Here is a 23,390-nt window from a genome sequence, read left to right as displayed (position 1 = left end):
AGGCTGAACATGAACGAAGCGTGTGAATCGGGCAATGAGTGCGATAACAGTGGTGCACTCTGCCAGCGGGGCGTCGAGTACTACATGGACGCCGTCCGCACCGGTCACGCCGATCAGCCTTCCGCGCCCGCCTGCCTCCTGCGGATGCAGCTCCTCCAGCCCGCCCCGGGCGCCGAGCGGACGCTGATGCCCGTCCGCCCGTCCTACGCCCTCGCCATGCTCGTGCGCCCCATCGAGGAGGAGATCCACCAGCGTCAGGCGGTCACCCAGGGACTGCAGCGGGCCCTGGACCCGATCGAGGCCCTCTACAACGCCCAGCAGCGCCCCACCGCGGACCTGGTGATGCTGGAGGGCCTGCCGGCCATCAACGCCGCCATCGACGATGCCACCCAGCGGTGCACCACCGAGCTGCTGACGGCCCAGCCCGGCGGCGGCCGCTCCTCGGCGGTCCTGTCCGAGGCCCTGCAGCGCAGCCGTGCCCTGCTCGGCCGCGGGGTGCGGCTGCGGACGCTGTACCAGCACACCGTGCGCTACAACCCGGCGACCATGGACTACATCCACCAGATCAGCGACGCCGGTGCGTCGGCGCAGGTCCGGACCCTGGACGAGCTGTTCGAGCGGATGATCATCTTCGATCGTGAGGTGGCGTTCATCCCGGCCCGCAGCGACCGGCAGAGCGCTCTCGAAGTCCGCAACCAGGCTCTCATCGCCTTCCTCGTGGACGTCTACGAGCGCGCCTGGCAGCGCGGGACCCCCCTGACGTCAAGCAGCCGGAGCCGGGAGGAGCCGAGTGTGATTCCGGGCATCCGCCGGACCATCTGCCAGCTCCTGATCTCGGGTTACGTCGACGAGGCCATCGCCCGGCGGCTGGGGATGAGCGTGCGGACCTGCCGTTCGCACATCGCGAAGATCGCCGAGCAGCTGGGATCCACCAACCGGGCGCAGCTCGGCTATCTGCTGGCCACCTCGGACCTCCTCGGCGACTCCGGCGTCAAAGATCCAGAGTGACGTCGTAGGAGCCGAGCCACCTGTTGAGCCAGATCGCCATCTCGAGACTGCCCCGGTCGTAGGACCGGCTGGTCGCACCCTGCGGCCGGTCCAGGACCGCCCGCACCTTCTCCACGTCGAGCAGGGACCGCACCGGGGCGTTGCCGTCGCGGAGGATCTCGGCCATCTCGGTGCGCAGACCGCTCTCGTAGGCCGGGTCCTGAGTGGTCGGGTACGGGGTCTTCACGCGTTCCAGGATGGACGTGGGCAGCAGGTCGGCCGTGGCGGCGCGGAGCAGGCTCTTCTCCCGGCCGTCGAATGCCTTCATCGACCAGGGGGTGTTGAACACGTATTCGACCAGCCGGTGGTCGCAGAAGGGGACCCGGACCTCCAGCCCGACCGCCATGCTCATGCGGTCCTTGCGGTCCAGCAGCGTCTGGACGAAGCGTGTGAGGTTGAGATGGCTCATCTCCCTCATGCGGCGCTCGCCCGGGTCCTCGCCCGGCAGTACGGGCACTTCGCTGAGGGCCTCGTGATAGCGGGCCTGGCGGTATCCGGGAATGTCGAGCTTCTCCACCAGTCCCCGGTCGAGCAGTTGAAGTCCGCCGAAATAGCGGGCCGAACCCGACGTGAGCCACGGAAAGGTGTCCGCCCGTACGGCCCCCGGATTGTGGAACCACCGGTATCCGCCGAAGAGCTCGTCCGCCGACTCCCCCGACAGGGCCACGGTGGTGTGCTGCTTCACGGCTTTGAACAGCAGGTAGAGCGACGGCCACATGTCACCCCAGTAGGCCGGCGGCAGGTCCGTGGCGCGCAGGACGGCCGCGCGCACGGCGGGGCTGAGCAACTCACCGCTGTCCAGGATGATTTCGGTGTGGTCGGCGTCGACGTGCCGGGCCAGTTCGCGTGCGTAGGGGGCGTCGGCCGCGCCGCGTACCGCATCGGGCTGGAACCCGGCGGCGGCTTCGGCGAAGTCGACGGAGAAGGACCTCAGCCGCTCCGATCCCAGCGTGCGGGCGGCGAGAGCCGTGATGGCGGACGAGTCCAGGCCGCCGGAGAGCAGGGAGGAAAGGGGGACGTCGGCCACCATCTGACGCTGGACGGTGTCTTCCAGGAGCTCGCGGACCGTCCGGATCGTCGTACCGAGGTCGTCGGTGTGCTCGCGGGCTTCCAGCGCCCAGTAGCGGAGCTTGACCAGGCCCTTCCGGCTCACCCGGACGATGTGCCCGGGCCGCACCTCGTACATGCCCGAATAGACGGCCGCCTCCGGCGTCTTCACCATGTCGAGGACTTCGCGCAGTCCGTCGGAATTCACGCGCGCGGACACCCTCGGGTGGGCGAGTATGGCTTTCGGTTCGGACCCGAAGAGCACACCGTCCGGGGTGGGGAAGTAATACAGGGGCTTGACGCCCATGCGGTCGCGTAGGAGCGTCAGTTCGTCGCTGCGGCCGTCCCAGATCGCCAGCGCGAACATGCCGTTCAGGCGTTCGGCGAAGGACGGGCCCCATTGGAGATAGGCGCGGAGCACCACTTCGGTGTCGCTGCGCGTGCGGAACGCGTGGCCGTGCCCGGCCAGCTCGGTACGGAGCTCGGAGAAGTTGTAGACCTCTCCGCAGAACGTGAGCGTCACGCGCTCACGGCCGCGGTCGTCGTCCGTCATCGGCTGACGGCCGCCCTCGAGGTCGACGATGGCGAGCCGGCGGTGGCCCAGAGCCACGTGCGGAGCCGTCCACATCCCCTCCGCGTCCGGGCCGCGGCAAGCCAGCGTGTCCGTCATGTTCCGGATCTCTTCGTGCCGTGCCGACACGTCGTGTCCGAAGTCCACCCACCCGGCGATTCCGCACATGTCCCTGACCCCCGTCTCTCTTTTACGCCTTGCTCAGAAGAGCTTCGTTGACCACCTTCACCAGGGTCCCTGGGGTCGCGGCCGTGTAGACGATGTCGAACGAGAGCTCGACTCCGAATTCGTTCTCTATGCGCGTGAGCGTGTTGAACAGCGACAGCGAGTCATATCCGAGGCTTTCGAAATCCTCGTCCGCTATGTCCGCGCCCAGCTCGATTTCGGTCCAGACGTCTTGATCGGCGCATTCCCGCAGGATGCGCACCAGGTCATCGAGAGTGAATTCCTTCACTTTCATCCTCCTTCATCGAACGGGATCCGGAAGTCTCTTCCGGATCTGCTGCCTCTTTTTTCACCTGGGCGAGGCGCTTGTTGTTCAGCACGGGCAGGACCGCCAGGGCCGTGACCGCCATGGCGGTACCACCGACGTAGAAGGCGGCGGGGATTCCGAAGAACTTGGCCACCAGGCCGCCCACGATCCCTCCGACGGTGAAAGCACCGACGGCGACGGACCGGTAGGCCGCGGTGACGCGGCCCATCAGCTCGTTGGGCACGATCTGCTGTCGCAGGGTGACGACCTGGATGGTCTGGATCAGGACGACGAAGCCGTCCAGCGCCATGAAGGCGACGGTGACCGCCGGGCTGATCGCCAGTCCCATGCCGATGGTGGATCCGGCCGACAGCAGGTTCGTCACCAGGATCAGCGTGCCGAGCGGCATCCACTCGCCCACCTTGCCGGCCACGAGACCGCCGACGACCGCGCCGATGGCGCTGGCCGCGAGCAGTACGCCGTACCAGCTGGAGGTGACACCCAGCACGTCCGTGGCGAGGAGTACGAGGATGCCGTAGGTGGCGGCGCTGACGGCGTTGCCCATCGCCGCGATGACGCTCAGCGACCGCAGCGTCGGCGACGACCAGTACCACCGCGCGCCGACGGCGATGTCCGCGGCGATGCCCTTCACCGTCAGGGGCTCCGCGGACAGGGGCTCTGCGGACGACTCCTGCCGGTGGCGGGTGGCCGAGGGGATCAGCGCCAGCAGGCCGACGGCGGCCAGATAGCCGCCGGCTCCGAGCACGAACGGGGCCGCGGCCGCGGAGGCGAAGAGGAACCCGCCCACCGGCGGTCCGACGAACTCGTTGCAGACGACGAAGGTGGTCTGCAGCCGTCCGTTGGCCCGGCCCAGGTCGTCCGGGTCCACCAGGGTCGGAAGCCACGCGGACGACGAACTGTCGTAGAGCGTCTCGGCCGTCCCGATGGCGAAGAAGACCGCGTAGAGCAGCGGCATGGAGACGGCGTCGCCCAGGACCGCCAGCGCGAGCGTCGCGAATCCGGCGACGCGGATCCAGTTCGCCGCCTGTGCGACACGCTTGCGGTCCAGCCGGTCCGCGAGGGCTCCGGATAGGAAGGCCAGGACCAGCCAGGGGGCCCTCTGCGCGACGGTGATGCCGGCGATCAGCGCCGGGTCGTGGGTCACGGTGGCCGCGAGCAGGGGCGCCGCGGCCAGGCTCACCCCGTCCGCGAGGTTCGACGTGGCGGTGGCTGCCCACAGCTTCTGGAAGGGCCGTCCGCTGGGTGTGGGGTCCATCGTCAGTTCTCCTTGGATGAGGCTTCACGGGCCACGGCTTCGGACAGCGCGGCTACGGCACGGGACTCGGCGAGCGGCATCGTCCAGGCGCGCTCGACGAGCTCGCCGCTCTCGCCGCTCTCGCCGCGCCGGCCGTCATCACCGCTCACCGCACGATTGAACTCGTCCACCATCAGGCGGTAGGAGTTGACGTCGGAGTACTCCGTCACCGCCTTCCGGCCGGACCTGTCGCGGTGGACCAGGTGCACGGTGTCCTGGGCCACCGCGGAGAACGGCCAGTCGGGCAGCGAGAGCTGCTCTCCCGCTCCGCGCAGGTCGAGGACCTCGCGCGGTCGCTCCGCCGTGAACGACACGTGGACCTCGGCCGTCGCGCCGTCGTCCCATGCCAGTGACGCCGTCGTGCTCGTGTCGACTCCGGTCGGGCCGGTGGTCATGGCGCTCGCTACGATCCGGGGCGCCTGCCAGCCGTTCAGGGCCAGTACCGCGCTCAGAACGTAGCCCCCCAGGTCGTAGAGCGCGCCGCCGCCCCTCGCCGGGTCCCACCTGTAGTTCGCGTGGTCCGTGCGGTGCACGGCGAACGTCGCTTCGGTGTGCGCTCCGGGGCCGAAGGACGCGGCGATCCGTTCGGCCGAACGCATCCGTGGGTGCCACCGGTACCACATGGCCTCCGAGACGATGCGCCCGGCGCGGTCCGCGGCTTCCGCGATCCGGTCCACCTGCGCGGCCGACAGGGCGAGCGGCTTCTCGCACAGCACGTGCTTGCCCGCTTCGAGCGCCTTGACGCACCAGGCCAGGTGGCTCTCGTTGCTCAGGCTGATGTAGACGACGTCCACGGCGTCGTCCGCCAGCACGTCCTCGTAGTCGGTGCTCTGCTTCTGCGGGGAGAGCGCCTCGGCCCGCCGCAGCTCCCTGGCGGCCGCGATCCGCAGGGTGCCCAGCCTCGACTGGTGCACAGCCGGCGCCATGGCGACCCTGGCCGCATGGCCGGCCCCGATGAATCCCCAGTTCAGCATGGGTGTTCCACCCCGGTACCGGGCGCGAGCAGAGCTCCCGTCAGGCGGCGGGCGGCAGCCTCGGCGGCAGCGGCCGGGTTGCGGCGACGGATCTCCTCACGCAGGAGCGCCATCCCCTCCAGGACACCGCAGTGGGCCAGTACGCCCGCGTCGAGCCCCGCGAGACCGATGTGGCGGGACAGCCGCAGCACGGTCTGCTTCGCCGCCTCGTCGTCCGCCGCCACCAGATTGAGCGCCCCGGTCGCGTCCGAGGCGAGTTCCTCCGCGGTGCAGGTGCTGAAGGCCTTGACCAGACGCGCATAGGGGATGCGCCGCGCGATTTCGACCGCTCCGCTGGTGTCGGGGGGCAGGACGATGCCATCGCCCTCTTCGGTCAGCGGGTTCGTCGCGTCCACGACGATGCGGCCCTCGGCGAACCCGGGGAACTTCTCCGCCAGGTTCACCGCGGCGGGGAAGGGAAGCGCGAGCACCACGATGTCCGCCCCGTCGAGCGCTTCGAGCGTCGGCCTCACGGCCCGCCGCTCCAGCAGGGGGTCCAGCAGGCCGGGCGTCTCGGCGTCGTCGCGGCGTGTCGCGACCCGCGTGCTGACCGCGTGGTCCATCAGCCGCAGGGCAAGGGCCGTTCCGAAACGGCCGGCGCCCAGCACGCACACCGAACCGAGGTCGTCGTCAGTCACGTGATCCCCCGAGCGTGCGGCAAGCGAAGGCATGGGCGCTCTTCAGTACGTCGAAGCAGACATCGGACTCCTCGCCGTCCCTGGGTGCGAACAGCAGAACGGTGCCCCGGGGCAGCCGGTCGCCGGCGAGCGGGTGGTACTCGCCCCATCCCGCCTCGACGACCGCGGCCGCCTCGCCCGCCGGCAGGCTGACGTGCCACGAGCCGTCGTACGAAGGGTGGGCGTGCGCGAACTCCAGCGGCCGGCCGTCCTGCCCCGCGTGCGTGAGGTGAAGGCCGACGGCGCCCGGTACGGACACCCTGGTGGCGGACACCTCGACGCCGGCGAGCTCCTCGCACCGGCGCAGGAGCCGCCGCTGTACGTAGTAGGGGGAGCTCTGGGTGAGCTGCTGGTGCGGCACGGTGGCACTGGTGACGGGCCGCGGCCCCGAGCGTTCGGGCAGTCTCATCACAGGTGCTCCGCATCGGTCGGTGTCGGTCGGTACCCGCGGTCGGCCAGGCCGAGGTGGTCCACGACGGCGTCGACGTTGGCCTGCACGTGGCGCGCCGACCCCGATCCGGGGATCGGCATCACGTGGTCGCCGAGGTCGAGCAGCACGCCCAGCGCCACCTGGGCGGCGGGAACGCCCTTGCGTTCGGCCGCTCGCACGACCCTGGGCTCGTTCAGCAGGGCGCCTTCGGCGAAGGGCTGGTAGGCCATGACGGTGATGCCGCGGTCCTTGCAGTACGCCACCAGGCGCAGGTCGTCCGGGGTGATGCGCAGGGCGTGCAGATGGTTCTGCACGCTGACGATCGGTCCTTCGCGCTCAGCCCTCTGAAGCTGCTCCAGCGTCACGTTGCACAGTCCGATGTGACGGGCAAGACCACGGCGCCGTACGTCCTGGAGGGCGCCGACCTGATCCTCCAGCGGGACCCGGGTGGAGGGGTGGTGCAGCTGCAGCACGTCGACGGCTTCGAGCCTCAGCCTGCGCAGACTGCCTTCGGCCGCCCGGGCCAGGTCCTCCGGTCGCGCCTCGACGGACCAGCCCGCGGACGCGTCGCGCACCACGCCCACCTTGGTGGCGACGAGCGGCCGGGAGTCACGCCGGCTCAGTGCCTCTCCGATGATGCGCTCGGACCAGTAGGGGCCGTAGCAGTCGGCGGTGTCGATGACGGCCACCCCGCGGTCACAGGCGAGGTGGACGACCCGGTGGCTCTCCTTCTCGTCCCGCGGCGGGCCGAAGGAATCGGGTCCGGCCAGGCGGTTGCCGCCCAGGCCCAGTCGCAGGGGTCCCCACGACAGGGCCCGCTGCGCCGCGGGCGCGTTCTCGACGGCGCCCTCAGTGCGTGTACTCATGCCGCGACGACCTCCAGCCGGTCCAGGCCCCTGCCCAGGAAGCGGCCCGACCAGCGCAGCGACTGCTCCGCGTGGAGGGACAGCAGGGGGAGGCGGTCGAGGACCGCGCGCAGCATCGCTTCCAGCTCGACGCGGGCCAGTGACGCGCCCACGCAGTAGTGCGGGCCCTGGGAGAAGGCGAGGTGGGGATTGGAGGCGCGGTCGAGGCGGTAGGCGTCCGGATCGTCGAATACCCGCGGATCCCGGTTGCAGAGCCCCAGGAGTACGGCGACCTGGGCCTCGGCCGGTATGACCGTGTCCCCCACGACGGTGGCTCCGGTCGTCCTGCGCATCACCACGTGCGCCGGGCTGTGCAGCCGCAGGAGCTCCTCGATCGCGGGCGCGACGAGCGCCTCGTCGGCTACCAGCCGCTCGAACCGGTCACGACGCCACAGCAGCGACAGGAGCATGTTCCCGAAGAAGTTCGCGCTCGTCTCGAAGCCCGCGACGACCAGCAGAATGCAGGTGGCGAGGAGTTCGTCGTCGTCGATGCCCGCGGCGAGGGCCCGCTCGGCCATGATCGGCAGCAGTCCCGAGCCCCCGGGGGTCGTGCGGTGGGCCGACAGCTGTTCCTGGAAGAAGGCCAGGATCTCGTCGGCGCTGCGGTTGAACTGCTCGTCGCTGGTGTGCTGGGACAGGGAGACGGCCCACTGACCGAGGAAGGCGCCCTCGACCGGGGACACGCCCAGCAGCCGGCAGATGGCGTCCGAGGCGACGGGGTAGGCCACCGTCGCCATGATGTCGGCCTCCTGCCCCCCGGCCGCGGCGGCCTCGCCCAGCCGGTCCAGGCGCTCACAGGTCGCCCGGCGGATGCCGGCCTTCAGCTCCGCCAGGCGGGCGGGTGTGAAGCAGTCGCCGACCATGCGCCGCAACCGCATGTGCTGCTGGGCGTCCTTGAACATGAAGAAGCGCGAGGAGACCTGGTCCCAGATGCCGGACCCGGGGTTTCTGGTCATGCTGCTGACGGTGCGGTCCCTCAGGAGCTGCACGGCCTCCGGATGCCCGAGGACCAACCAGAGCCCCTCGCCGGTCTGCTGGACGGCCCTGCTGCGGTCGATCTTGCTGTAGAAGCGCGCCGCGACCTCGTCCTGGGGGTCCTGTCCTACGTGGTCGATCACCATGTGGAGGTCATCTCCTCTCCTGTACGGGTGGCGGCGGTAGCGGGGGCGGCGGTGGCGGCGGCGGTGCGCAGCCGGGTGACGAGCTGCTCCGGGTGATCGGCCATGAGGCTCGATGCCGCGGCGTACACGAACTGGTATCCGACCGTGCTGCCGTACGTGTCCCGGAGGTAGAGCATGTCCAACGTGTCCGAAGGCGGCGCGCAGAGGCCCATCTCGGCGGCCTCCGTCAGGAAGTAGAAGTGGTTCAGCCAGGCTTCGGTGTCGCAGTACGAGTCCCACAGCCGCCGTTTCTCGCCGGACTCCGGGAGTGCGGTGAGGTACCTGTCGAACCCCACTCGCCCGAGGGCCAGCGCCGCGGCTTCGGATTCGACGTAGTGCGCGATGCCCTCGGTCGGCCCCGGTCCGGGGTCGGCCTCGTAGAGGAAGTGCCCCACCTCGTGGAGGAGCACCGCGAGGGACGATGTGGTGCCGTCGTCGGTGGCCAGGATGCGAAAGCCGGTGGCCGTCTTGGCGGTCCGGCCGGCCGGACCGCCGCCCGGTGGGCTGCTGACCGTGGCCAATGCCGCCTCATCGGGGAGCGAGAGCTCCTTCAGCACGGCCCGGGCCGCCTCGACCGCGCTGCTCCGCAACGGAATGCTCCGCAGCCAGGCATGTTCGATCAGCGGCACGGCGTGGTCGGCGTACCTCTGCAGCAGCGGGGGGGCCAGAGTGGCCATGGCGGCACGGCTCCGGTCGATCTGGGCGCCGTAGAGCTTCCGCAGGTCGTCGGAGAGCGGGTGCAGACCCACCGCACGACGGCGCTCCGCCCACAGCTCCGCAAGCCGTCCGGGGTTTCTGCGCAACGTCCGGGCAGCCTCGACGTAGCTGGTCTGGAAGAGGTCCCAGCCGCCCTGGATCCTGGTGAGTACGAGGAGTTCTGGCACCGAAGTCACCCATCTTCCCTAGGATCCGGAGGTCGAGGAGCGGCTGAGCCTGTACAGGCGGGAGCCGTCGCCGAACCGCATGCGGTCTCCGTCGATCACGCACCGGGGGTACTGCTCCCCGGGGACCGCGTAGACATGGGGGGCCGTCCTGCGCAGCTCCAGCTCGAACCCGCTCTGCGTGCGCACCGTGGCGACGTCCCGCGCCACCTCGGCTCCGAGACAGTCGCCGGCGTAGATCCCGGCGTCCTCGGTGCGGCTGTCCGCCGACGTCGCGCTCTGCGCCGCGAGCACGCTGCCCGGAGAAGGGACCGGGGTGCCCACGGACGTGGTGGCGAGCGCCTGCTTGACCACCGTGCGCAGCTCGGGCGGAGTGACCGCGGCCGTCGCCATCGCGACGATGTGTACGTCGTCCTCGGGGTAGCTCGCGAATTCGGTGGTGAATCCGGCGCTGGCCCCTTGGTGGTGGTAGTAGGTCCGTCCTTCTTTGTCCTCGTCGACCAGGGCGGACATCGCCATCTTGGGGTGGAGATGGCGGGAGAGCAGTTCTCCACGGATCCGACGGCCCAGCGGGCCGCCCGGGTCGTCACCGCGCAGGTGGGCCGCGATGTCGACGAGCAGGGTCATGAGGTCCTTCGGACGCGCCCACAGGCCGCTGGCACAGGTCTCGGGGTAGTGGAGCGAGCCGTACGGGACGGGTATCGAGGGGTGGATGAACCCCTCGGCCAGGAGGGGGTTCACCGGTCCTGCGAGCGCATCGGCCAGCACGGCCACCCCGGGTGACATCGCACGGAGCGCAGCCGGGAGGAGTCCGGCGAGGTCGTGTCCGTGTTCGAGTTCTGTCTGAAGCAGCGCGAAAGCGCCGCTGCAATAGGCGACACGGCCCGTCGGTATCCCGGTGAAGGCGAGCGCCGGCGACCGGCCTTTGCCGGCGATGATGTCGGCTAGGGCCGGAATCGACTCATCGCGCGCGTATCCGGGAACGCTGCGTACGTTGAGACCCGTGACGTGATGGAGGACCTGGCGGGGCGTGAGGGAAACCCTTCGCCCCAGATAGCGGGGAATCAAGGGGTCGGCGAACCGCATCGGCTCGTCCAGACTCAGCTCGCCCTGCTCCTCCAGGACGAGGCACGCCACCGCGGTGAGGAACTTCGAGATCGAACCCAGCTGGTAATACTGATCCGCGGGTGTCGCACCGGCGTGTTCCGTACCCCACTCGACCAGGGTTTCGCGTCCCTTGTCGACGAGAAGCAGCACGATGTTTCCGCTGGTGCCCGCCTCCACGATCGCCTGATCGATCGCGTCCTGAATCATCGCTTGCGGTGTCACTGAATCACGAATCCGAGCTGAGAGTTGGGGCCGGAATGGCGGAAGCTCCTAGGAGGCGCCCGCATCCGATACGAAGAAGCCGACGACGGCCGTCCTGGGCTGGTCTCCCGCGCTGGGCGTCACCGGCGCGACCCGGTGGTGGACCCGGGAGGTGAGCAGGACCAAACGGTTGGGGCGGGCGGAGACGAAGATGCCGTGCCCGATGTCGTTCCGGTACCGCTCGGCACGGTCGTCGAGCATGAAGTCGGGTCCCAGGTCGCCGTTGATCTCCCGGGGCCCATCATCGGAGTTCCCGGTCCGGTCCCGGCCGTCCGCTTCGTCCTCGGCCAGGACGAGCAGCTCGCCGCCCCAGGTGGAACCCCAGCGCGGATGCCCGTAGAAGACATAGGCACCCAGCAGGCTCTCGGCGTCGTTGTGCCAGTTCAGAGCCGCTCCCACCCCGGAGAGCACGGTGCGGCCGGTGATGGTGGACCCCTTGCCGGTGATCCCTTGCGGATAACTGTCCTGGAGCGCTTCGTCCGGCCGGGCGATGCGTTCGACGAGCTCTCCGACCCGGCTCATCCCCGGGGGAGTGGAGTCCACCCGTCCTCGGGTGGCCAGCTCGCTCTGCAGGACGGGCGCCGATGACAGTCCGTAGGCCTTGACCCATTCCTTGGCGTGCATGGGGCGGTAGGACAGGAACTGCAGTGAGGTCGCCAGCGATGCGAATTCGGCCTCGCCGAGAAAGTCATCCACCACCGTGAGGTGGGGAGTTCTAATGGTGATCTTCATGGGAGACGTCCTTCTGCCATGCCTGCAATGCCGTCGCGAGGTCGCGCTTCAGAGGCGGGGCGGGCCGGCGGCCCGAAGGCACGCCGACCCGCCCCTCGTCCCTGATTTAGACCAGGTCGAGGACATCCGCGGGAACAACGGCGAGGTTGCGCGGCCAAGCCAGCATCTCGATGTCCTCGAGCACCGACTTCTCCTCGACGATCTCGATGTTCTTGGTGTCCTGAGCGTCCATGATTATTCCTTTCACACGGGGAGCGGACTCCCCTGTCCATATGAATCGGCAAGAGCGCGGGTTCGAAGTCGCCTGAAGGTTTTACCCGTCAGTCCGAAGCACCGGCCTGCTTGCTGACACAAGAATTGCCGCAAGATCGACGGCACGGCAACGAGGGCAACGGGACAGGATGTGACCTTGCAGGAACATGAAGGCAACAGACCCCGCCGAACTGGACATTGCTCGCCAACCGGCGCCGTTCAGCCTCCTGCAATGCCACTTCATGAGCACCTTCGCCTCTTGTGCCGGCTGAAGCCGCCGGGGGAAGCTCGCAGGCGAATCACGGAGGAATCATGGAATACACGAGAGACCTCTCGGGCGCGATGGAGGACGTCATCTCCACGGTGGTGTCCGGCGACTTCCTGTCGCAGGTCTACCACCGCGAACACCGCGTGTTCCCCGGTGCCGCGGAGAAGATCAGGGACGTCTTCGGCTGGGACGACCTGAACCAGCTCCTGGAGACGCATCCGCTCAGATCCCCGCAGATGCGGTTGTCGCGGGACGGCAAGCAGCTGGCCGAGGCCGCCTACATGGAGGCGCGTTCGTCCCGGCGCGGCCGCCGACGCGTCCGCATCGACCCGGTGAAGCTGCGCGCGGCGCTCAGTGCGGGCCACACGCTCTCGATGAGATACCTGGACGAGATCCACCCCGGGGTGTCACAGCTCTCCGAGGCATTCGAGCGCAGACTGCTCAGCGACTTCGAGTTCAACCTCTACGCCTCCTGGGCGCCCACCGGCAGCTTCAACACCCACTGGGACGACCACGACGTGTTCGTCGTCCAGCTCCAGGGCAAGAAGCGGTGGCGCATCTTCGGGCGCAACGAATTCTCCATGCACCCGGCGGACTCGGCCATGGGCACGCCGCCCGCCGAGGTCGTCGACGACCTGGTGCTCTCCCCCGGCGACGTGCTCTTCCTGCCGCGGGGCTTCTGGCACGACCCGGTGACCGAGGAAGGCCCGTCCCTCCACATCACCGGCTCGATCCCCTGCACCACCGGCCTGGACCTGGCCCGCTGGCTGCTGGACCAGCTCCGTGAGGACGAGGCGATGTGCGCCGAGCTGCTGCGCTTCGGCCAGCCGGAGGAGCCGCAAGAGGTGCTGCGGAAGGTGCGCGCGCGGATACACGGGGCGTTCGCGGAGGAGGACCTGTTGCAGCGGTTCTTCGCCGCCCGGGACCGCGCCCAGTTCGGCAGGTTCCAGCTCGGGCTCCCGGACGTCGGCCCCGCGCCCGCCGCGTAGGACATCCCGCACCGTCGGACGGTGCGGGGCACAGAGAAACCCCGGCCGGGGTACGGCCGGGGTTTCTTGGTCGGTCGGGTCAGCGCTGGAGGGTGAGGACGCCCGGCCGGTAGGGCAGTTGGTCGTAGGGGCCGCCCGCGGTGGGGGACTTGCCCTGGTAGAGGAACTGCAGGTTGCAGGGGTCGATGGTCATGGTCTGGTCGGGGTTGCTGCGGATCAGGTCACCGTGGCTGATGTCGTTGGTCCAGGTGGCACCACTGTTGGCCTTGCCCGCGAAGGGGTTGCTCTCGCCGGCGGCCTGCGGGGTCCACGTACCGCTCAGGCTGGAGGCCGTGAACGAGCGGAAGTAGCGCCCGTTCGCCCCCTTCGCCTCCACGATCATGAGGTACTGGTTCTGGCCCTGGACCTTGTAGACCTGCGGCGCCTCGAACAGGTTGTTCTCCGAGTCGCTCATGACCGTCGTGTACGAGGAGCCGAAGTTGCCCGGGAAGTTCCCGATCGGCATGCTCGCCCGGTAGATCTTGCCGTTGTCACCGGCGAAGAACAGGTACATGTTCTGGCCGTCGGCGATCAGGGTCTGGTCGATCGGGCCCGTGGGCGAGTCGGGAAGGCTGCCGGTGAACAGCGGCTGCGGCGCGGACCAGCCGTTGGGGTTGGTGGGGTCGCTCGACGTGCGGTAGATGAAGGGCCACGAACCCCACTGGTAGGCCAGCACCCAGATCTTCTTCGGCGCGAAGTAGAACAGCGTGGGCGCCACCGCGGGCTGGCCCATCCCGCTCTGCCCGGCCGACGCCATCTCCGGCCAGTTCGTGAAGGGGCTGAACGCCATCGAGCCGTACTTCGATCCCGCCGTGTTGGACGCGTAGACGAGGTGCTTGCCGTTGTACGTCACGTGGGTGAAGTCCTTCAGCGAGCCCCACCCGTTCGCCGGCTGCGCCAGCGCGCCCGTCGACGTCCATCGGTACGTCGACGGAAGGGCGCACGTGCCGCCCGTCGGCGGCGGCGTGGTGGGGGTCGGGGTCGTCGCCTTGGACAGGCCGGTCCACTTCTGGTTGGTGCCGGACCAGCAGGAGTACAGCTGGATCTTGGTGTGGTTGGCGGTGGCCGCGCCGACGGCGTCGAGGCACAGCCCGGACTGGACGCCGGCGATCGTGCCGTCGGTGTTGACGGTCCACTGCTGGCCGGCGCCGCCGTTGCAGTCACCGATGACCACCGCGGTGCCGTTGACGGCGCCCTTGCCCTTGGCCTCCAGGCACTTGTTGCCGTAGATCATCAGTTGCTTGCCGGAGGTGTGGGTCCAGCGCTGGTTGGTCTGTCCGTTGCAGTCCCACAGCTGCGCCTGGGTGCCGTTGGCGGTACTGAAGCCGTTGACGTCGATGCAGCGACCGGAGCCGACGCCCCTGATCTCCCCGGTGCCGGCGGGGCCGGAGGGGGTACCGGGGGCGGCCTTGAAGGCGTTCACGACGGCGGTGTGGGCGGCCTTGGGGTTTCCGCTTCCGTCGAACAGCAGGGGGCTCTCACCGCTGCGCCAGGAGTCGCTGTCGCGAACGCCCCATACCGTGATGCCCGTGCAACGGGCCACCGACAGGCAGGCCTTGACCGTGTTGGCGTAGTGGGTGGGCGACGCCCCGGCGATGTCCAGCTCGGTGATCTGGACGTCGACACCGAGGGCGGCGAAGTTGGACAGGGTGGTCTGGAAGCTGGCCGGCGGGCCGCCGGCGCCGAAGTGGCTCTGGAAGCCGACGCAGTCGATCGGCACGCCGCGGGACGTGAAGTCCTTGACCATGGCGTAGACGCCCTGGGTCTTGGCGTCCGACCAGTTCTCGATGTTGTAGTCGTTGTAACAGAGCTTGGCCGAGGAGTCGGCCGCCCGGGCGGTGCGGAACGCCTCCTCGATGAAGCCGTTGCCCAGCACGTTCTGGAACACCGAGCTGCGGTGCTGGGTGGAGCCGTCCGCGAAGGCCTCGTTGACCACGTCCCAGGCGTAGATCTTGCCCTTGTAGTGGCTCATCAGGGTGGTGATGTGGTGGTTCATCACGCTGCGCAGCGTGTTCGCGTCGCCGATGGAGCTGACCCAGGACGGCAGCTGCGAGTGCCAGACCGGGGTGTGGCCGCGCAGGCGCTGGCCGTGTGCCGCGGCGCGGTTGACGATCTGGTCGGCGGGCCCGAAGTTGAAATGGCCGCGGGACGGTTCGACGGCGTCCCACTTCATCTCGTTCTCCGGGGTGACCATGGTGAACTCCCGGTCCGCGATCGCGGTGTACCGCGAGTCGCCGAGCCGGCCGGCGGCCAGGGCGGTGCCGAAGTACCGGCCCGAGGGGGCCGCCTGCGTACCGAGGCTCGCGGCTCCGGCGGAGCTGGGCAGGAGCGTCACGACACCGGCGACCAGCGCCGCGGCCGACAGTCCTGCCGTCCAGGTCCGGCGGCTGCGGCCGAGCCGGTGCAGGCCCTTCATGATTCTCCTCGGAGGTCGCGGGTCAGGGCATGGGGCCGCTCCTGCGTACCGGTCGCCCGGGGTTCATGGATGTGTCGCGTCATTGAAGGGCTTTCTTCCGGGGATGCGTCGACGGGGGAACTCCCCCACGCAAGGGGAGGCCGCCGGGCGGCCCGTCGCGTAACGGAAAAGGCGCGCCGCCCGGACGATGGGCCCCGTGATGCATCTCGCGCGCGAAAAGTGTTACGCCGAGCCACGCGACCCGGCCCGCGACCCCGCCCCGCGCCCCGGCCCCCCACGCTCAGGGAGCGGTGGCCCAGGCCCTGCGCACGATGAAGGAGGCCTGGCCGGCGAAGGCCCGGGTGCCGTCGGAGCCGTCGAGCCGGATGCCGCCGTCGCGGTGGCGGAGGACCGATCCGGGGTAGTTGTGCGCGTGCAGGGTGACCGACCCGGCGACCGCCCCGGGCTGCGGACAGAAGGTGGCGTCCTCACGGAACAGCTCGCTGCCGTCGTCGGCGCTCAGCCGGAGCCTCAGGTCACGATGGCGCAGGAAGCGGCCGTCGGAGGCGCGGAAGGTGACGCACCGAGTGTCGGCCAGCCCGCGGACGACCGTGAACGTGGCCCGCTGCCGTGTCTGCGCGCTGCTGGACGCGGAGGCCCGGCCGAGCGTCGCGAAGTCGTCGGCGTACGTCAGGTACAGGGCGGGCTCGTCCACCGACTCCAGCGACTGGGCGCCCAGCGGAACCGTGCTCGCGGCGTCGGACGGACTCACCGGGGACGGCCCGGCCGACGGGGTGGAGGCCGACGGGGCCGGTATCGGTCCGCCGGCCGCCGGAGCAGCGGTGACGCCGGGGACCTGACGCGCCGGTTCGGGCCAGGTCGCGTAGAGGGCGGTCCCCGCGATCCCCGCGATGAGCGCCGCGCCGGTGGCGAGGCTCACCAGCGGATGCGCGGTCACCGCCGGGAGCTTGCCGATCAGCAGGCCGTGCGCAGCGCCTCCTCCCGTCGCCGTGCCGGCGGCCACCTGCGCCGTGGCCAGCCCGGCGGCGGCGCTCGCGGCCGTACCCGACAGCAGGCCCTTGGCCGTCAGCGCGGCGACGAGTCCGGCCGGGACGGCCAGCGGCGCGAGGCTCAGGAGCAGCCGCTCGGCCGCGATCCGCCCGGTCGCCGTCGCCGTCGCCGTCGTCATCGCCGTGCAGACCGGGCAACCGCGGGTGTGCCGGGCGATCCGCTTGCGCCACACCGAGGAACGCCGTCCGTCCCAGCGGGCGACGGTCTCGTCCAGCTGCGGGCAGCGCGGGTCGGCGCCCAGCGCGGCGGTGATCGTCCGGCTCAGTTCCAGCTGCTCGCGCATGCGTTGCACCCGTACGCCGGCGTGGGCGACGGTGAGCCCCAACGCGGCGGCGACGTCGTCTCGGCTCAGCGAGCCGGCACATTCCTGCCACCACAGCGACAGCAGCACCCGATGGTCCGGGTCGAGCCACCGGGCGGCCTCGACGACCTGGCGGCGCTCGTCCGACACGTGCAGACGCAGGATCGTCACGTCTTCGACTTCGGCGTCGGCGTCCGGCATCCGCAGGGCCTCGTCGATGACCGTGGTCCGGTCGGCGAAGACGCGCCGGCGGTGGCGGTGGTCGGTGATCTGGCGGAGCGCGATCGACACCAGCCAGGACCGGAAGCTCTCCGGCGCGCGCAGGGCGGGCAGGTCGCGCACGACGCGCAGCAGGGTCTCCTGGACGACGTCGTCGACGTCGACATGTCCGCTCAGCGCTCGCCCGACGATGTTGTACAGCAACGGCAGGTACGCGGCGATCAGTTCCTCGCGCGCCCGGTCGTCACCGGTCTGCGCGGCGACGACCAGCCCCGTGTGGTCCGCATCCATGAGCCCCATTCCCACCTCCCTGGGGAGCGGGCCGCCGAGTACGGCACCGCACCTTGGCGTCGGCAAGGGTATGCGGCCGGGGCCGGTGCCCTGGATCACCGGCCCCGCAGACGACTTTCCCGGCGCACGGCAACCCTTTGCGGGCCCTGTGACCACAAGGAGTCGGATCCGGCCGCCCCGGTGGCCGGATCCGCCTTTCCTCCGGTGGCTTGCAAGGAGAACACCCCCCATGAAGAACCCCACGAACGGCGGGCGCCGCGGGCGTCACCGCCGTCGCTGGACCGCGACCGGCCTGCTGCTCGGCGTCCCCGCCGTCCTCGTCCCGTACCTGCTGTTCGTCCAGGAGGACTCGCAGGCCGCGACGGTCGACGGCAACGCCTACTACCGGCTGGTCTCCGTACGCAGCGGCAAGGCGCTCGACGTCAACGCGTTCTCCACCGCCGACGGCACCCGCATCCAGCAGTGGACCGACCAGGGCACCGCCAACCAGCAGTGGAAGCTGAGGCCCACCAAGGACGGCTACTACGAGCTGGTGAACCGCAACAGCGGCAAAGTCCTCGGCATAGCGGGTGACTCGACCGCCCAGGCAGCCGCCGCCGAGCAGCAGACCGACAGCTCCGCCACCTCCCAGGAGTGGCGGATCGACGATGTGAGCGGTTCCGGCGCCGTCACCTTCACCTCCCGCAGGAGCGGCCAGGTCCTGGACGTCTCCGGAGGCTCCACGGCCGAGGGTGCGGGAGTCATCCAGTACCCCGGCAGGGGCAGCACCAACCAGCAGTGGAAGCTGGTGAAAATGGCCGGGCCCCAGCCCGACGGGCCGGGGACCGCGGCCGGACCGTACGTCTGGAAGAACGCTCAGGTCGTGGGCGGCGGTTACGTCACCGGGCTCGTGTTCAACCCGCGGGAGAAGGGCCTGCTGTACGCGCGCACCGACATGGGTGGCGCCTACCGCTGGGACCCGGCGGCCGAGCAGTGGATCCCGCTGACCGACTGGCTCGGCGAGAAGGACTGGAACCTCCTGGGCATCGACTCACTGGCGACCGACCCCGTCGATCCCGCGCGGCTCTACCTCGCGACGGGCACCTACACCAACCACTGGGCGGGCAACGGCGCGATCCTGCGCTCCACGGACCGGGGCCGCACCTTCCAGCGCACCGACCTGCCCTTCAAGCTGGGCGCCAACGAGGACGGCCGCGGGGCGGGCGAACGGCTGGCGGTCAACCCCTCGGACAACGGCACCCTGCTGCTGGGCACCCGCAAGAACGGCCTGTGGCGCAGCACCGACCACGGTGCGACGTGGAGCCAGGTCCCCTCGTTCCCCGTCAAGGACGGGGCGAGCAGCGGCGCGGGCATCACCTTCGTGACGTACGGCCCGCCCGGCAGCAAGACGGTCTACGTCGGCGTCGCCGACACGTCCACGTCCCTGTACCGCTCCACCGACGGCGGCGGCACCTGGCAGGCCGTCCCCGGGCAGCCCACCGGCGAGATGCCGCAGCACGGCGTGGTCTCCGGTGACGGCTCGCTGTACCTGTCGTACACCAACGCCCTCGGCCCCAACGGCGTGACCGGGGGCTCGGTGTGGAAGCACACGCCGGCGGGCGGGGCGTGGAAGAACGTCTCCCCGTCCAAGGGCGGTTACGGGTTCTCCGGTCTGGCCGTCGATCCGCAGAAGCCGTCCACGGTGATGGTCACCACCCTCTGCCGCTGGTGGCCCGAGGACGAGGTCTACCGCAGCACCGACGGCGGCGCGACCTGGAAGGCGCAGGCCGCCAAGTCGGTGCGCAGCGCCGCCGCCGCCCCGTACGTCGGCACCGGCACCGGGCACTGGATGACGGCCCTGGCCATCGATCCGTTCGACTCCGGGCACGCGCTGTACGGCACCGGCAGCGGCATCTGGCGCAGCAAGGACGCAGCCGCTACCGACAGCGGCGGCACCAGCCACTGGAGCACCGCGGGGGCCCGCGGGCTGGAGGAGACCGCGCTGATGGACGTGATCGCCCCGCCGGGCGGCGCATCCGCGATCACCGCCATGGGTGACCTGGGCGGTTTCCGCCACGACTCCCTGACGGAGGTGCCCGCCGGGCGGCTGGACAACCCGATGATGACCAACAGCACCGACATCGACTTCGCCCAGTCCAACCCTGCGGTGATGGTCCGCGTCGGACGTGGCGGCGCGAAGGACGGTGCCTACTCCACCGACGGCGGCAGCAGCTGGAACGGCTTCCCGGCGGAGCCGGTGGGCAGCGCCGACGGCGGCCAGGTGGCGCTCGCGGCGGACGGCTCCGCCATCGTCTGGACCGAGGCCGGTCAGGCCCCGTACCGCTCGACCGACAAGGGGGCGAGCTGGTCGAAGGTCAGCGGCCTGGGCACCGGCGCCGTGGTCGTCGCCGACCGCGCCTCGGCGCAGACCTTCTACTCGCTGTCCGGCGGCACGCTCTACGCCAGCACCGACGGCGGCGCGACCTTCACGGCCCGCGCCACCAGCCTGCCCGCCGGCCGGCTCACGGCCGTCCCCGGCGTCGCGGGGGACCTGTGGATCGCCGACGGCTCCAAGGGGCTGCTGCACTCCACCGACGGCGGCCGCACCTTCACCCCGCTCGCCACGGTGAAGTCCGCCTCCGCCCTCGGCTTCGGCAAGGCCGCGCCGGGCGGCAGCTACCAGGCCATGTACCTGATCGGCACCGTCAAGGACGTCACCGGAGTCTTCCGCTCCACCGACAAGGGCGCCACCTGGCTCCGCGTCAACGACGACGCCCACCAGTGGGGCAGCATCGGCGGCGTCGGCGTCATCAGCGGGGACCCCGACACCTACGGCCGCGTCTACGTCGGCACCAACGGGCGCGGCCTCCAGTACGGCGACCCGTCCTGACCGACCCGTCCTGACCGACCCGTCCTGACCCGACGCCCGACCGGGGCCGCAGGCACAACGGCCTGCGGCCCCGCCATGGCCGAGAGCACCGCCCGGTCCCGCGCGAGCTCCCGGTTACGGGCGAGGCGGAGCGTCCGGCCCCTGGTCCATGGGCCCCAGCTGCTCCTTGAGCTTGTCCTGGGCGGTGTCGACCTGGCTGCTGTACTTGCCCTGCGTCCTCCCGTCGACGAAGTCGCCGGCCTTGTCGATGCCCTGTCCGGCCTGAGTCTCGTGGCCCTTCAGCATCTGCTTGAGCTTGTCCATCATCGACATCGCTGCCTCCTTGTCGCGTCCCCCGTCGGTTCCAGGATCGCGGCCCCCCGGGCAGGCCGCATCCCGGGCCGACCGGTACGCGGCGCCGGGGGGTGCCGGCTCGGGAGCAGACCGGAGCACGGCCGGAGCACGGCGGCGCTGTCAGGGCGCTGACGTATCCTTCCCGCCACCGCACACCGACTCGGAGGACCAAGAGAATTGACCGGCCTGTCCGCCTTCCCGCTGCCCTTTCACGTGTCCCGTTCCATAGCGTTCGCGACGCCCCGAACGCTGCGGGAACTGCAGATGATGCAGTGCAGCGCACACATCCGGGCCAAGCCGGGGTGGTTCGACAAGATGAACGACGCGGACATCGTCGCCCGGTGGACGCGCGAAGCGCTCGCGCAGGGCCTCACCGAGGCGCAGGTGCGTTACGTCCTCGGCGAACTCGCGCACTACGCCGCGCTGCGCGACGAGCGCACCGGCGTCGAGGTGTCCGCCGTCGACGGGGTGTGGCAGTCGGACGCGCTGGTCGACGACACGCTCCGATCCCGGCTGTGCGAGGCGGTCCGGGTGTTGGAAGAGGTCCCCGCAGCAGAGCAGGACTGGCATCCCGGATCCGACGGCCAGGTCCTGGACCTGGTCCACCCCTCGCTGTTCTGCCTGGTGAGAGAGGTGAGCGGGGCGCCCGAGAGCACGTGGCAGAACCCGGCGGACCGGTACTCGAAGTACGAGTTCTCGGAGAAGTTCCAGTGGCTGCCCACGGACGTGGACGTCAGCGAGGACGGCGAGGTCGTCTTCCGTTCCTACGTCAACAACCTCCACCCCGAGGCCCATCGCGAGCTGGCCAGCGTCCTGCCGGACGTGTTCGCGCGCATGCGCCCGCTGCTGGAGAACGTGCTCACCGATCTGCGTCATCCGCGGCCGCTGCGGATCGAGGCCGATCCCTACGGGTGGTACGACTCGGAGCCGGAGTATCCGGACAAGTCCTCCTACAGTGACGCCGATGCCTACGCGGAAGCCCTCAGCGCGTGGGACGAGGCCTTTGAGGACTGGTCGGAGAACCGCCGTCCGGTCGTCCCGGACGCCCCGGACTTCACCCCGCCCCCGTCGCCCGACGCATCCGGCCGGGTCGACCTGCGCGGCCGCGGTCTCCAGGTCATCGTCAAGCTCGCCACGATTCACCTCACCCCGGACAAGCCCGAGTACCCCGGCGGTTCCTGGCACGTCGAGGGGATGATGAACGAGCGGATCGTCTCCACCGGCATGTACTACTGGGACAGCGAGAACATCACCGAGAGCCGCCTCGGTTTCCGGGCCGCACTCGACGACCCGCACTACGCGCAGAACGACGACAACGGCCTGCGCGAGGTCTACGGCCTGGAGGACGAGGACGCGCTGAACCAGCTGCTGGGGTCGGTGGCGACCCCGGCTGGCCGCTGCCTGGCGTTCCCGAACATCCTGCAGCACCGCGTCGACTCGTTCCGGCTCACGGACCCCACCCGGCCGGGACACCGCAAGATCCTCGCGTTCTTCCTGGTCGACCCGTCGGAGAGGATCGTCTCGACGTCCGACGTGCCGCCGCAGCAGCCGTGGTCCGACACCGCGACCATGACGCTTGAACAGGCCGAGGACTACCGCGAACAGCTCATGCGGGAGCGCAAGTTCTTCGTGGACGAACACAACCAGCAGCTCTACGAACGAGAATTTTCGCTCTGCGAGCACTGAACCGCCTGGAGGGTCCCCTCTAGGATCGTGACCATGGCCCTGATCATGAGTGACGTGGACCGGTTCGAGACCGCCAGGCCCCGGCTGGAGGCCATCGCCTACCGGCTGCTCGGCTCGGCGAGCGAGGCGGAGGACGCCGTGCAGGAGACGTTCCTGCGCTGGCAGGCCGCTGACGTCGGGCGCATCGAGGTGCCCGAGGCCTGGCTGACCAAGGTCCTCACCAACTGGTGCCTCAACCTGCTCACTTCGGCGCGGGCCCGGCGCGAGACCTACGTGGGCAGGTGGCTCCCCGAGCCGCTGCTCGCCGGGGACCCGATGCTCGGCCCCGCCGATACCGCCGAGCAGCGCGAGTCGGTGTCGTACGCCGTCCTCGTGCTGCTGGAGCGGCTGTCTCCGGGCGAGCGGGCGGTGTACGTCCTGCGCGAGGCCTTCGACTACCCGCACCGGGAGATCGCCCAGATCCTGGACATCACCGAGGCCGCCAGCCAGCAGATCTACCACCGGGCCAAGAAGCACATCGCGGACGGCAAGGCACGCACCGACATCGACGAGGCCGCTGCCCGCAGGATCGTCGAGGAGTTCCTGGCCGCGGCGACCAGCGGCCGTACCGAGCCCCTCGTACGCCTGCTCACCCAGGACGCCGTCTCGGTGGGCGACGGCGGCGGGAAGGTCCCGGCCCGCGCGAAGGCGTTCGAGGGTGCGCGCGCGGTCGCCACGTTCCTGCGCGGCCTGTTCAAGCCCAGCCCGGCCAAGCGGGCCCTCATCGGCGGTGCGCCCGGCATCTACGCCACGACCGCCAACGGCGGGCCCGCCATCGTGGCGGTCGTGGACGGCAAGGTCGTCGGGATCACCTGCCTGGAGGTCACCGAGGAGGGCATCGCCGCGGTCCGCAGTCAGGTCAACCCGGACAAGCTCGTCCGCGCGACGGAGCTGTGGGCCGCCGCGCACCACGGGGAGGCCCCGCTCCACACCCTCTGAAAACATGTGACGCAGGTCACATCGCGATCCTGTCAGGGAACGCGGGGCTGTCCGGTTCAAGAGGCGAAACCACGCCGGACC

The 23,390-nt window shown here is 70.2% G+C and carries 20 protein-coding genes; 5 read left to right on the top strand and 15 right to left on the bottom strand.

Going from position 1 to position 23,390, the window contains the following annotated elements:
• Positions 1-9 precede the first annotated feature (9 nt).
• Positions 10-1,008, top strand: coding sequence for a helix-turn-helix transcriptional regulator (locus AC07DU_RS23455; protein WP_360896633.1), 999 nt, complete (start codon positions 10-12; stop codon positions 1,006-1,008).
• Here AC07DU_RS23455 and asnB read toward each other — a convergent pair.
• The 12 genes from asnB to AC07DU_RS23395 form a co-directional block, all read right to left on the bottom strand.
• The gene (asnB, locus tag AC07DU_RS23450; protein ID WP_479113359.1) at positions 992-2,833 is read right to left on the bottom strand and encodes an asparagine synthase (glutamine-hydrolyzing); all 1,842 of its coding nucleotides are present in this window, start codon (positions 2,831-2,833) and stop codon (positions 992-994) included. The genes AC07DU_RS23455 and asnB overlap by 17 nt on opposite strands.
• Before the next feature lie 22 nt (positions 2,834-2,855).
• On the bottom strand, positions 2,856-3,125 hold the full coding sequence (locus AC07DU_RS23445) for an acyl carrier protein (protein ID WP_360896627.1): 270 nt from the start codon (positions 3,123-3,125) through the stop codon (positions 2,856-2,858).
• Positions 3,097-4,413: an MFS transporter gene (locus AC07DU_RS23440; RefSeq protein WP_479113357.1), complete on the bottom strand. Its 1,317-nt coding sequence runs from the start codon at positions 4,411-4,413 to the stop codon at positions 3,097-3,099. The genes AC07DU_RS23445 and AC07DU_RS23440 overlap by 29 nt, the downstream gene beginning before the upstream one ends.
• Before the next feature lie 2 nt (positions 4,414-4,415).
• Positions 4,416-5,426: a Gfo/Idh/MocA family protein gene (locus tag AC07DU_RS23435; protein WP_479113355.1), complete on the bottom strand. Its 1,011-nt coding sequence runs from the start codon at positions 5,424-5,426 to the stop codon at positions 4,416-4,418.
• Positions 5,420-6,103: an NADPH-dependent F420 reductase gene (locus AC07DU_RS23430; protein ID WP_479113353.1), complete on the bottom strand. Its 684-nt coding sequence runs from the start codon at positions 6,101-6,103 to the stop codon at positions 5,420-5,422. Before AC07DU_RS23430 ends, AC07DU_RS23435 begins: the two co-directional genes overlap by 7 nt.
• Positions 6,096-6,551: a luciferase domain-containing protein gene (locus AC07DU_RS23425; RefSeq protein ID WP_479113351.1), complete on the bottom strand. Its 456-nt coding sequence runs from the start codon at positions 6,549-6,551 to the stop codon at positions 6,096-6,098. Before AC07DU_RS23425 ends, AC07DU_RS23430 begins: the two co-directional genes overlap by 8 nt.
• Entirely contained in the window at positions 6,551-7,438 is an 888-nt protein-coding gene (locus AC07DU_RS23420; RefSeq protein WP_479113349.1) for an aldo/keto reductase, read from the bottom strand. The genes AC07DU_RS23425 and AC07DU_RS23420 overlap by 1 nt, the downstream gene beginning before the upstream one ends.
• Complete coding sequence (locus tag AC07DU_RS23415; protein WP_479113347.1) at positions 7,435-8,598, bottom strand: cytochrome P450; 1,164 nt, start codon at positions 8,596-8,598, stop codon at positions 7,435-7,437. The genes AC07DU_RS23420 and AC07DU_RS23415 overlap by 4 nt, the downstream gene beginning before the upstream one ends.
• Positions 8,592-9,530 carry a hypothetical protein gene (locus AC07DU_RS23410; RefSeq protein ID WP_479113345.1) on the bottom strand — a complete coding sequence of 313 codons (939 nt, stop codon included), beginning with the start codon at positions 9,528-9,530 and terminating at the stop codon, positions 8,592-8,594. Before AC07DU_RS23410 ends, AC07DU_RS23415 begins: the two co-directional genes overlap by 7 nt.
• 9 nt (positions 9,531-9,539) lie before the next feature.
• On the bottom strand, positions 9,540-10,832 hold the full coding sequence (locus AC07DU_RS23405; protein WP_479113343.1) for a serine hydrolase domain-containing protein: 1,293 nt from the start codon (positions 10,830-10,832) through the stop codon (positions 9,540-9,542).
• Between the two features lie 63 nt (positions 10,833-10,895).
• Positions 10,896-11,618, bottom strand: a complete 723-nt coding sequence (locus tag AC07DU_RS23400; RefSeq protein WP_479113341.1) for a hypothetical protein — start codon at positions 11,616-11,618, stop codon at positions 10,896-10,898.
• A 106-nt stretch (positions 11,619-11,724) separates the two neighbouring features.
• On the bottom strand, positions 11,725-11,850 hold the full coding sequence (locus AC07DU_RS23395) for a hypothetical protein (protein WP_360896597.1): 126 nt from the start codon (positions 11,848-11,850) through the stop codon (positions 11,725-11,727).
• A 332-nt stretch (positions 11,851-12,182) separates the two neighbouring features.
• On the opposite strand from AC07DU_RS23395, the gene AC07DU_RS23390 reads away from it, so the two are divergent.
• Entirely contained in the window at positions 12,183-13,127 is a 945-nt protein-coding gene (locus AC07DU_RS23390; protein WP_479113338.1) for a cupin domain-containing protein, read from the top strand.
• A 79-nt stretch (positions 13,128-13,206) separates the two neighbouring features.
• On the opposite strand, the gene AC07DU_RS23385 is transcribed toward AC07DU_RS23390, so the two are convergent.
• On the bottom strand, positions 13,207-15,582 hold the full coding sequence (locus AC07DU_RS23385) for a non-reducing end alpha-L-arabinofuranosidase family hydrolase (protein ID WP_479113336.1): 2,376 nt from the start codon (positions 15,580-15,582) through the stop codon (positions 13,207-13,209).
• Between the two features lie 280 nt (positions 15,583-15,862).
• Positions 15,863-17,452, bottom strand: coding sequence for a sigma-70 family RNA polymerase sigma factor (locus AC07DU_RS23380; RefSeq protein WP_479113334.1), 1,590 nt, complete (start codon positions 17,450-17,452; stop codon positions 15,863-15,865).
• A 220-nt stretch (positions 17,453-17,672) separates the two neighbouring features.
• Here AC07DU_RS23380 and AC07DU_RS23375 point away from each other — a divergent pair, with 220 nt between their 5' ends.
• Complete coding sequence (locus tag AC07DU_RS23375) at positions 17,673-20,312, top strand: RICIN domain-containing protein (protein ID WP_479113332.1); 2,640 nt, start codon at positions 17,673-17,675, stop codon at positions 20,310-20,312.
• Between the two features lie 114 nt (positions 20,313-20,426).
• On the opposite strand, the gene AC07DU_RS23370 is transcribed toward AC07DU_RS23375, so the two are convergent.
• The gene (locus AC07DU_RS23370; protein ID WP_479029542.1) at positions 20,427-20,624 is read right to left on the bottom strand and encodes an antitoxin; all 198 of its coding nucleotides are present in this window, start codon (positions 20,622-20,624) and stop codon (positions 20,427-20,429) included.
• A 198-nt stretch (positions 20,625-20,822) separates the two neighbouring features.
• On the opposite strand from AC07DU_RS23370, the gene AC07DU_RS23365 reads away from it, so the two are divergent.
• Entirely contained in the window at positions 20,823-22,331 is a 1,509-nt protein-coding gene (locus tag AC07DU_RS23365; RefSeq protein WP_479113330.1) for a DUF4246 domain-containing protein, read from the top strand.
• Between the two features lie 33 nt (positions 22,332-22,364).
• Positions 22,365-23,309: an RNA polymerase sigma factor SigJ gene (sigJ, locus tag AC07DU_RS23360; RefSeq protein WP_453372057.1), complete on the top strand. Its 945-nt coding sequence runs from the start codon at positions 22,365-22,367 to the stop codon at positions 23,307-23,309.
• The last annotated feature ends 81 nt before the right edge of the window (positions 23,310-23,390 follow it).

This window comes from Streptomyces sp. NPDC045695 (assembly GCF_056432025.1).
This window is presented reverse-complemented; position numbering and strand designations above follow the sequence as displayed.

Excerpts from the sequence above, each read along its gene's own strand:
- AC07DU_RS23455 (WP_360896633.1), top strand. The coding sequence starts at position 10 with ATGAACGAAGCGTGTGAATCGGGCAATGAGTGCGATAACAGTGGTGCA.
- asnB (WP_479113359.1), bottom strand. The coding sequence starts at position 2,833 with ATGTGCGGAATCGCCGGGTGGGTGGACTTCGGACACGACGTGTCGGCA.
- AC07DU_RS23445 (WP_360896627.1), bottom strand. The coding sequence starts at position 3,125 with ATGAAAGTGAAGGAATTCACTCTCGATGACCTGGTGCGCATCCTGCGG.
- AC07DU_RS23440 (WP_479113357.1), bottom strand. The coding sequence starts at position 4,413 with ATGGACCCCACACCCAGCGGACGGCCCTTCCAGAAGCTGTGGGCAGCC.
- AC07DU_RS23435 (WP_479113355.1), bottom strand. The coding sequence starts at position 5,426 with ATGCTGAACTGGGGATTCATCGGGGCCGGCCATGCGGCCAGGGTCGCC.
- AC07DU_RS23425 (WP_479113351.1), bottom strand. The coding sequence starts at position 6,551 with ATGAGACTGCCCGAACGCTCGGGGCCGCGGCCCGTCACCAGTGCCACC.
- AC07DU_RS23420 (WP_479113349.1), bottom strand. The coding sequence starts at position 7,438 with ATGAGTACACGCACTGAGGGCGCCGTCGAGAACGCGCCCGCGGCGCAG.
- AC07DU_RS23415 (WP_479113347.1), bottom strand. The coding sequence starts at position 8,598 with ATGGTGATCGACCACGTAGGACAGGACCCCCAGGACGAGGTCGCGGCG.
- AC07DU_RS23405 (WP_479113343.1), bottom strand. The coding sequence starts at position 10,832 with ATGATTCAGGACGCGATCGATCAGGCGATCGTGGAGGCGGGCACCAGC.
- AC07DU_RS23400 (WP_479113341.1), bottom strand. The coding sequence starts at position 11,618 with ATGAAGATCACCATTAGAACTCCCCACCTCACGGTGGTGGATGACTTT.
- AC07DU_RS23395 (WP_360896597.1), bottom strand. The coding sequence starts at position 11,850 with ATGGACGCTCAGGACACCAAGAACATCGAGATCGTCGAGGAGAAGTCG.
- AC07DU_RS23390 (WP_479113338.1), top strand. The coding sequence starts at position 12,183 with ATGGAATACACGAGAGACCTCTCGGGCGCGATGGAGGACGTCATCTCC.
- AC07DU_RS23385 (WP_479113336.1), bottom strand. The coding sequence starts at position 15,582 with ATGAAGGGCCTGCACCGGCTCGGCCGCAGCCGCCGGACCTGGACGGCA.
- AC07DU_RS23380 (WP_479113334.1), bottom strand. The coding sequence starts at position 17,452 with ATGGGGCTCATGGATGCGGACCACACGGGGCTGGTCGTCGCCGCGCAG.
- AC07DU_RS23375 (WP_479113332.1), top strand. The coding sequence starts at position 17,673 with ATGAAGAACCCCACGAACGGCGGGCGCCGCGGGCGTCACCGCCGTCGC.
- AC07DU_RS23370 (WP_479029542.1), bottom strand. The coding sequence starts at position 20,624 with ATGTCGATGATGGACAAGCTCAAGCAGATGCTGAAGGGCCACGAGACT.
- sigJ (WP_453372057.1), top strand. The coding sequence starts at position 22,365 with ATGGCCCTGATCATGAGTGACGTGGACCGGTTCGAGACCGCCAGGCCC.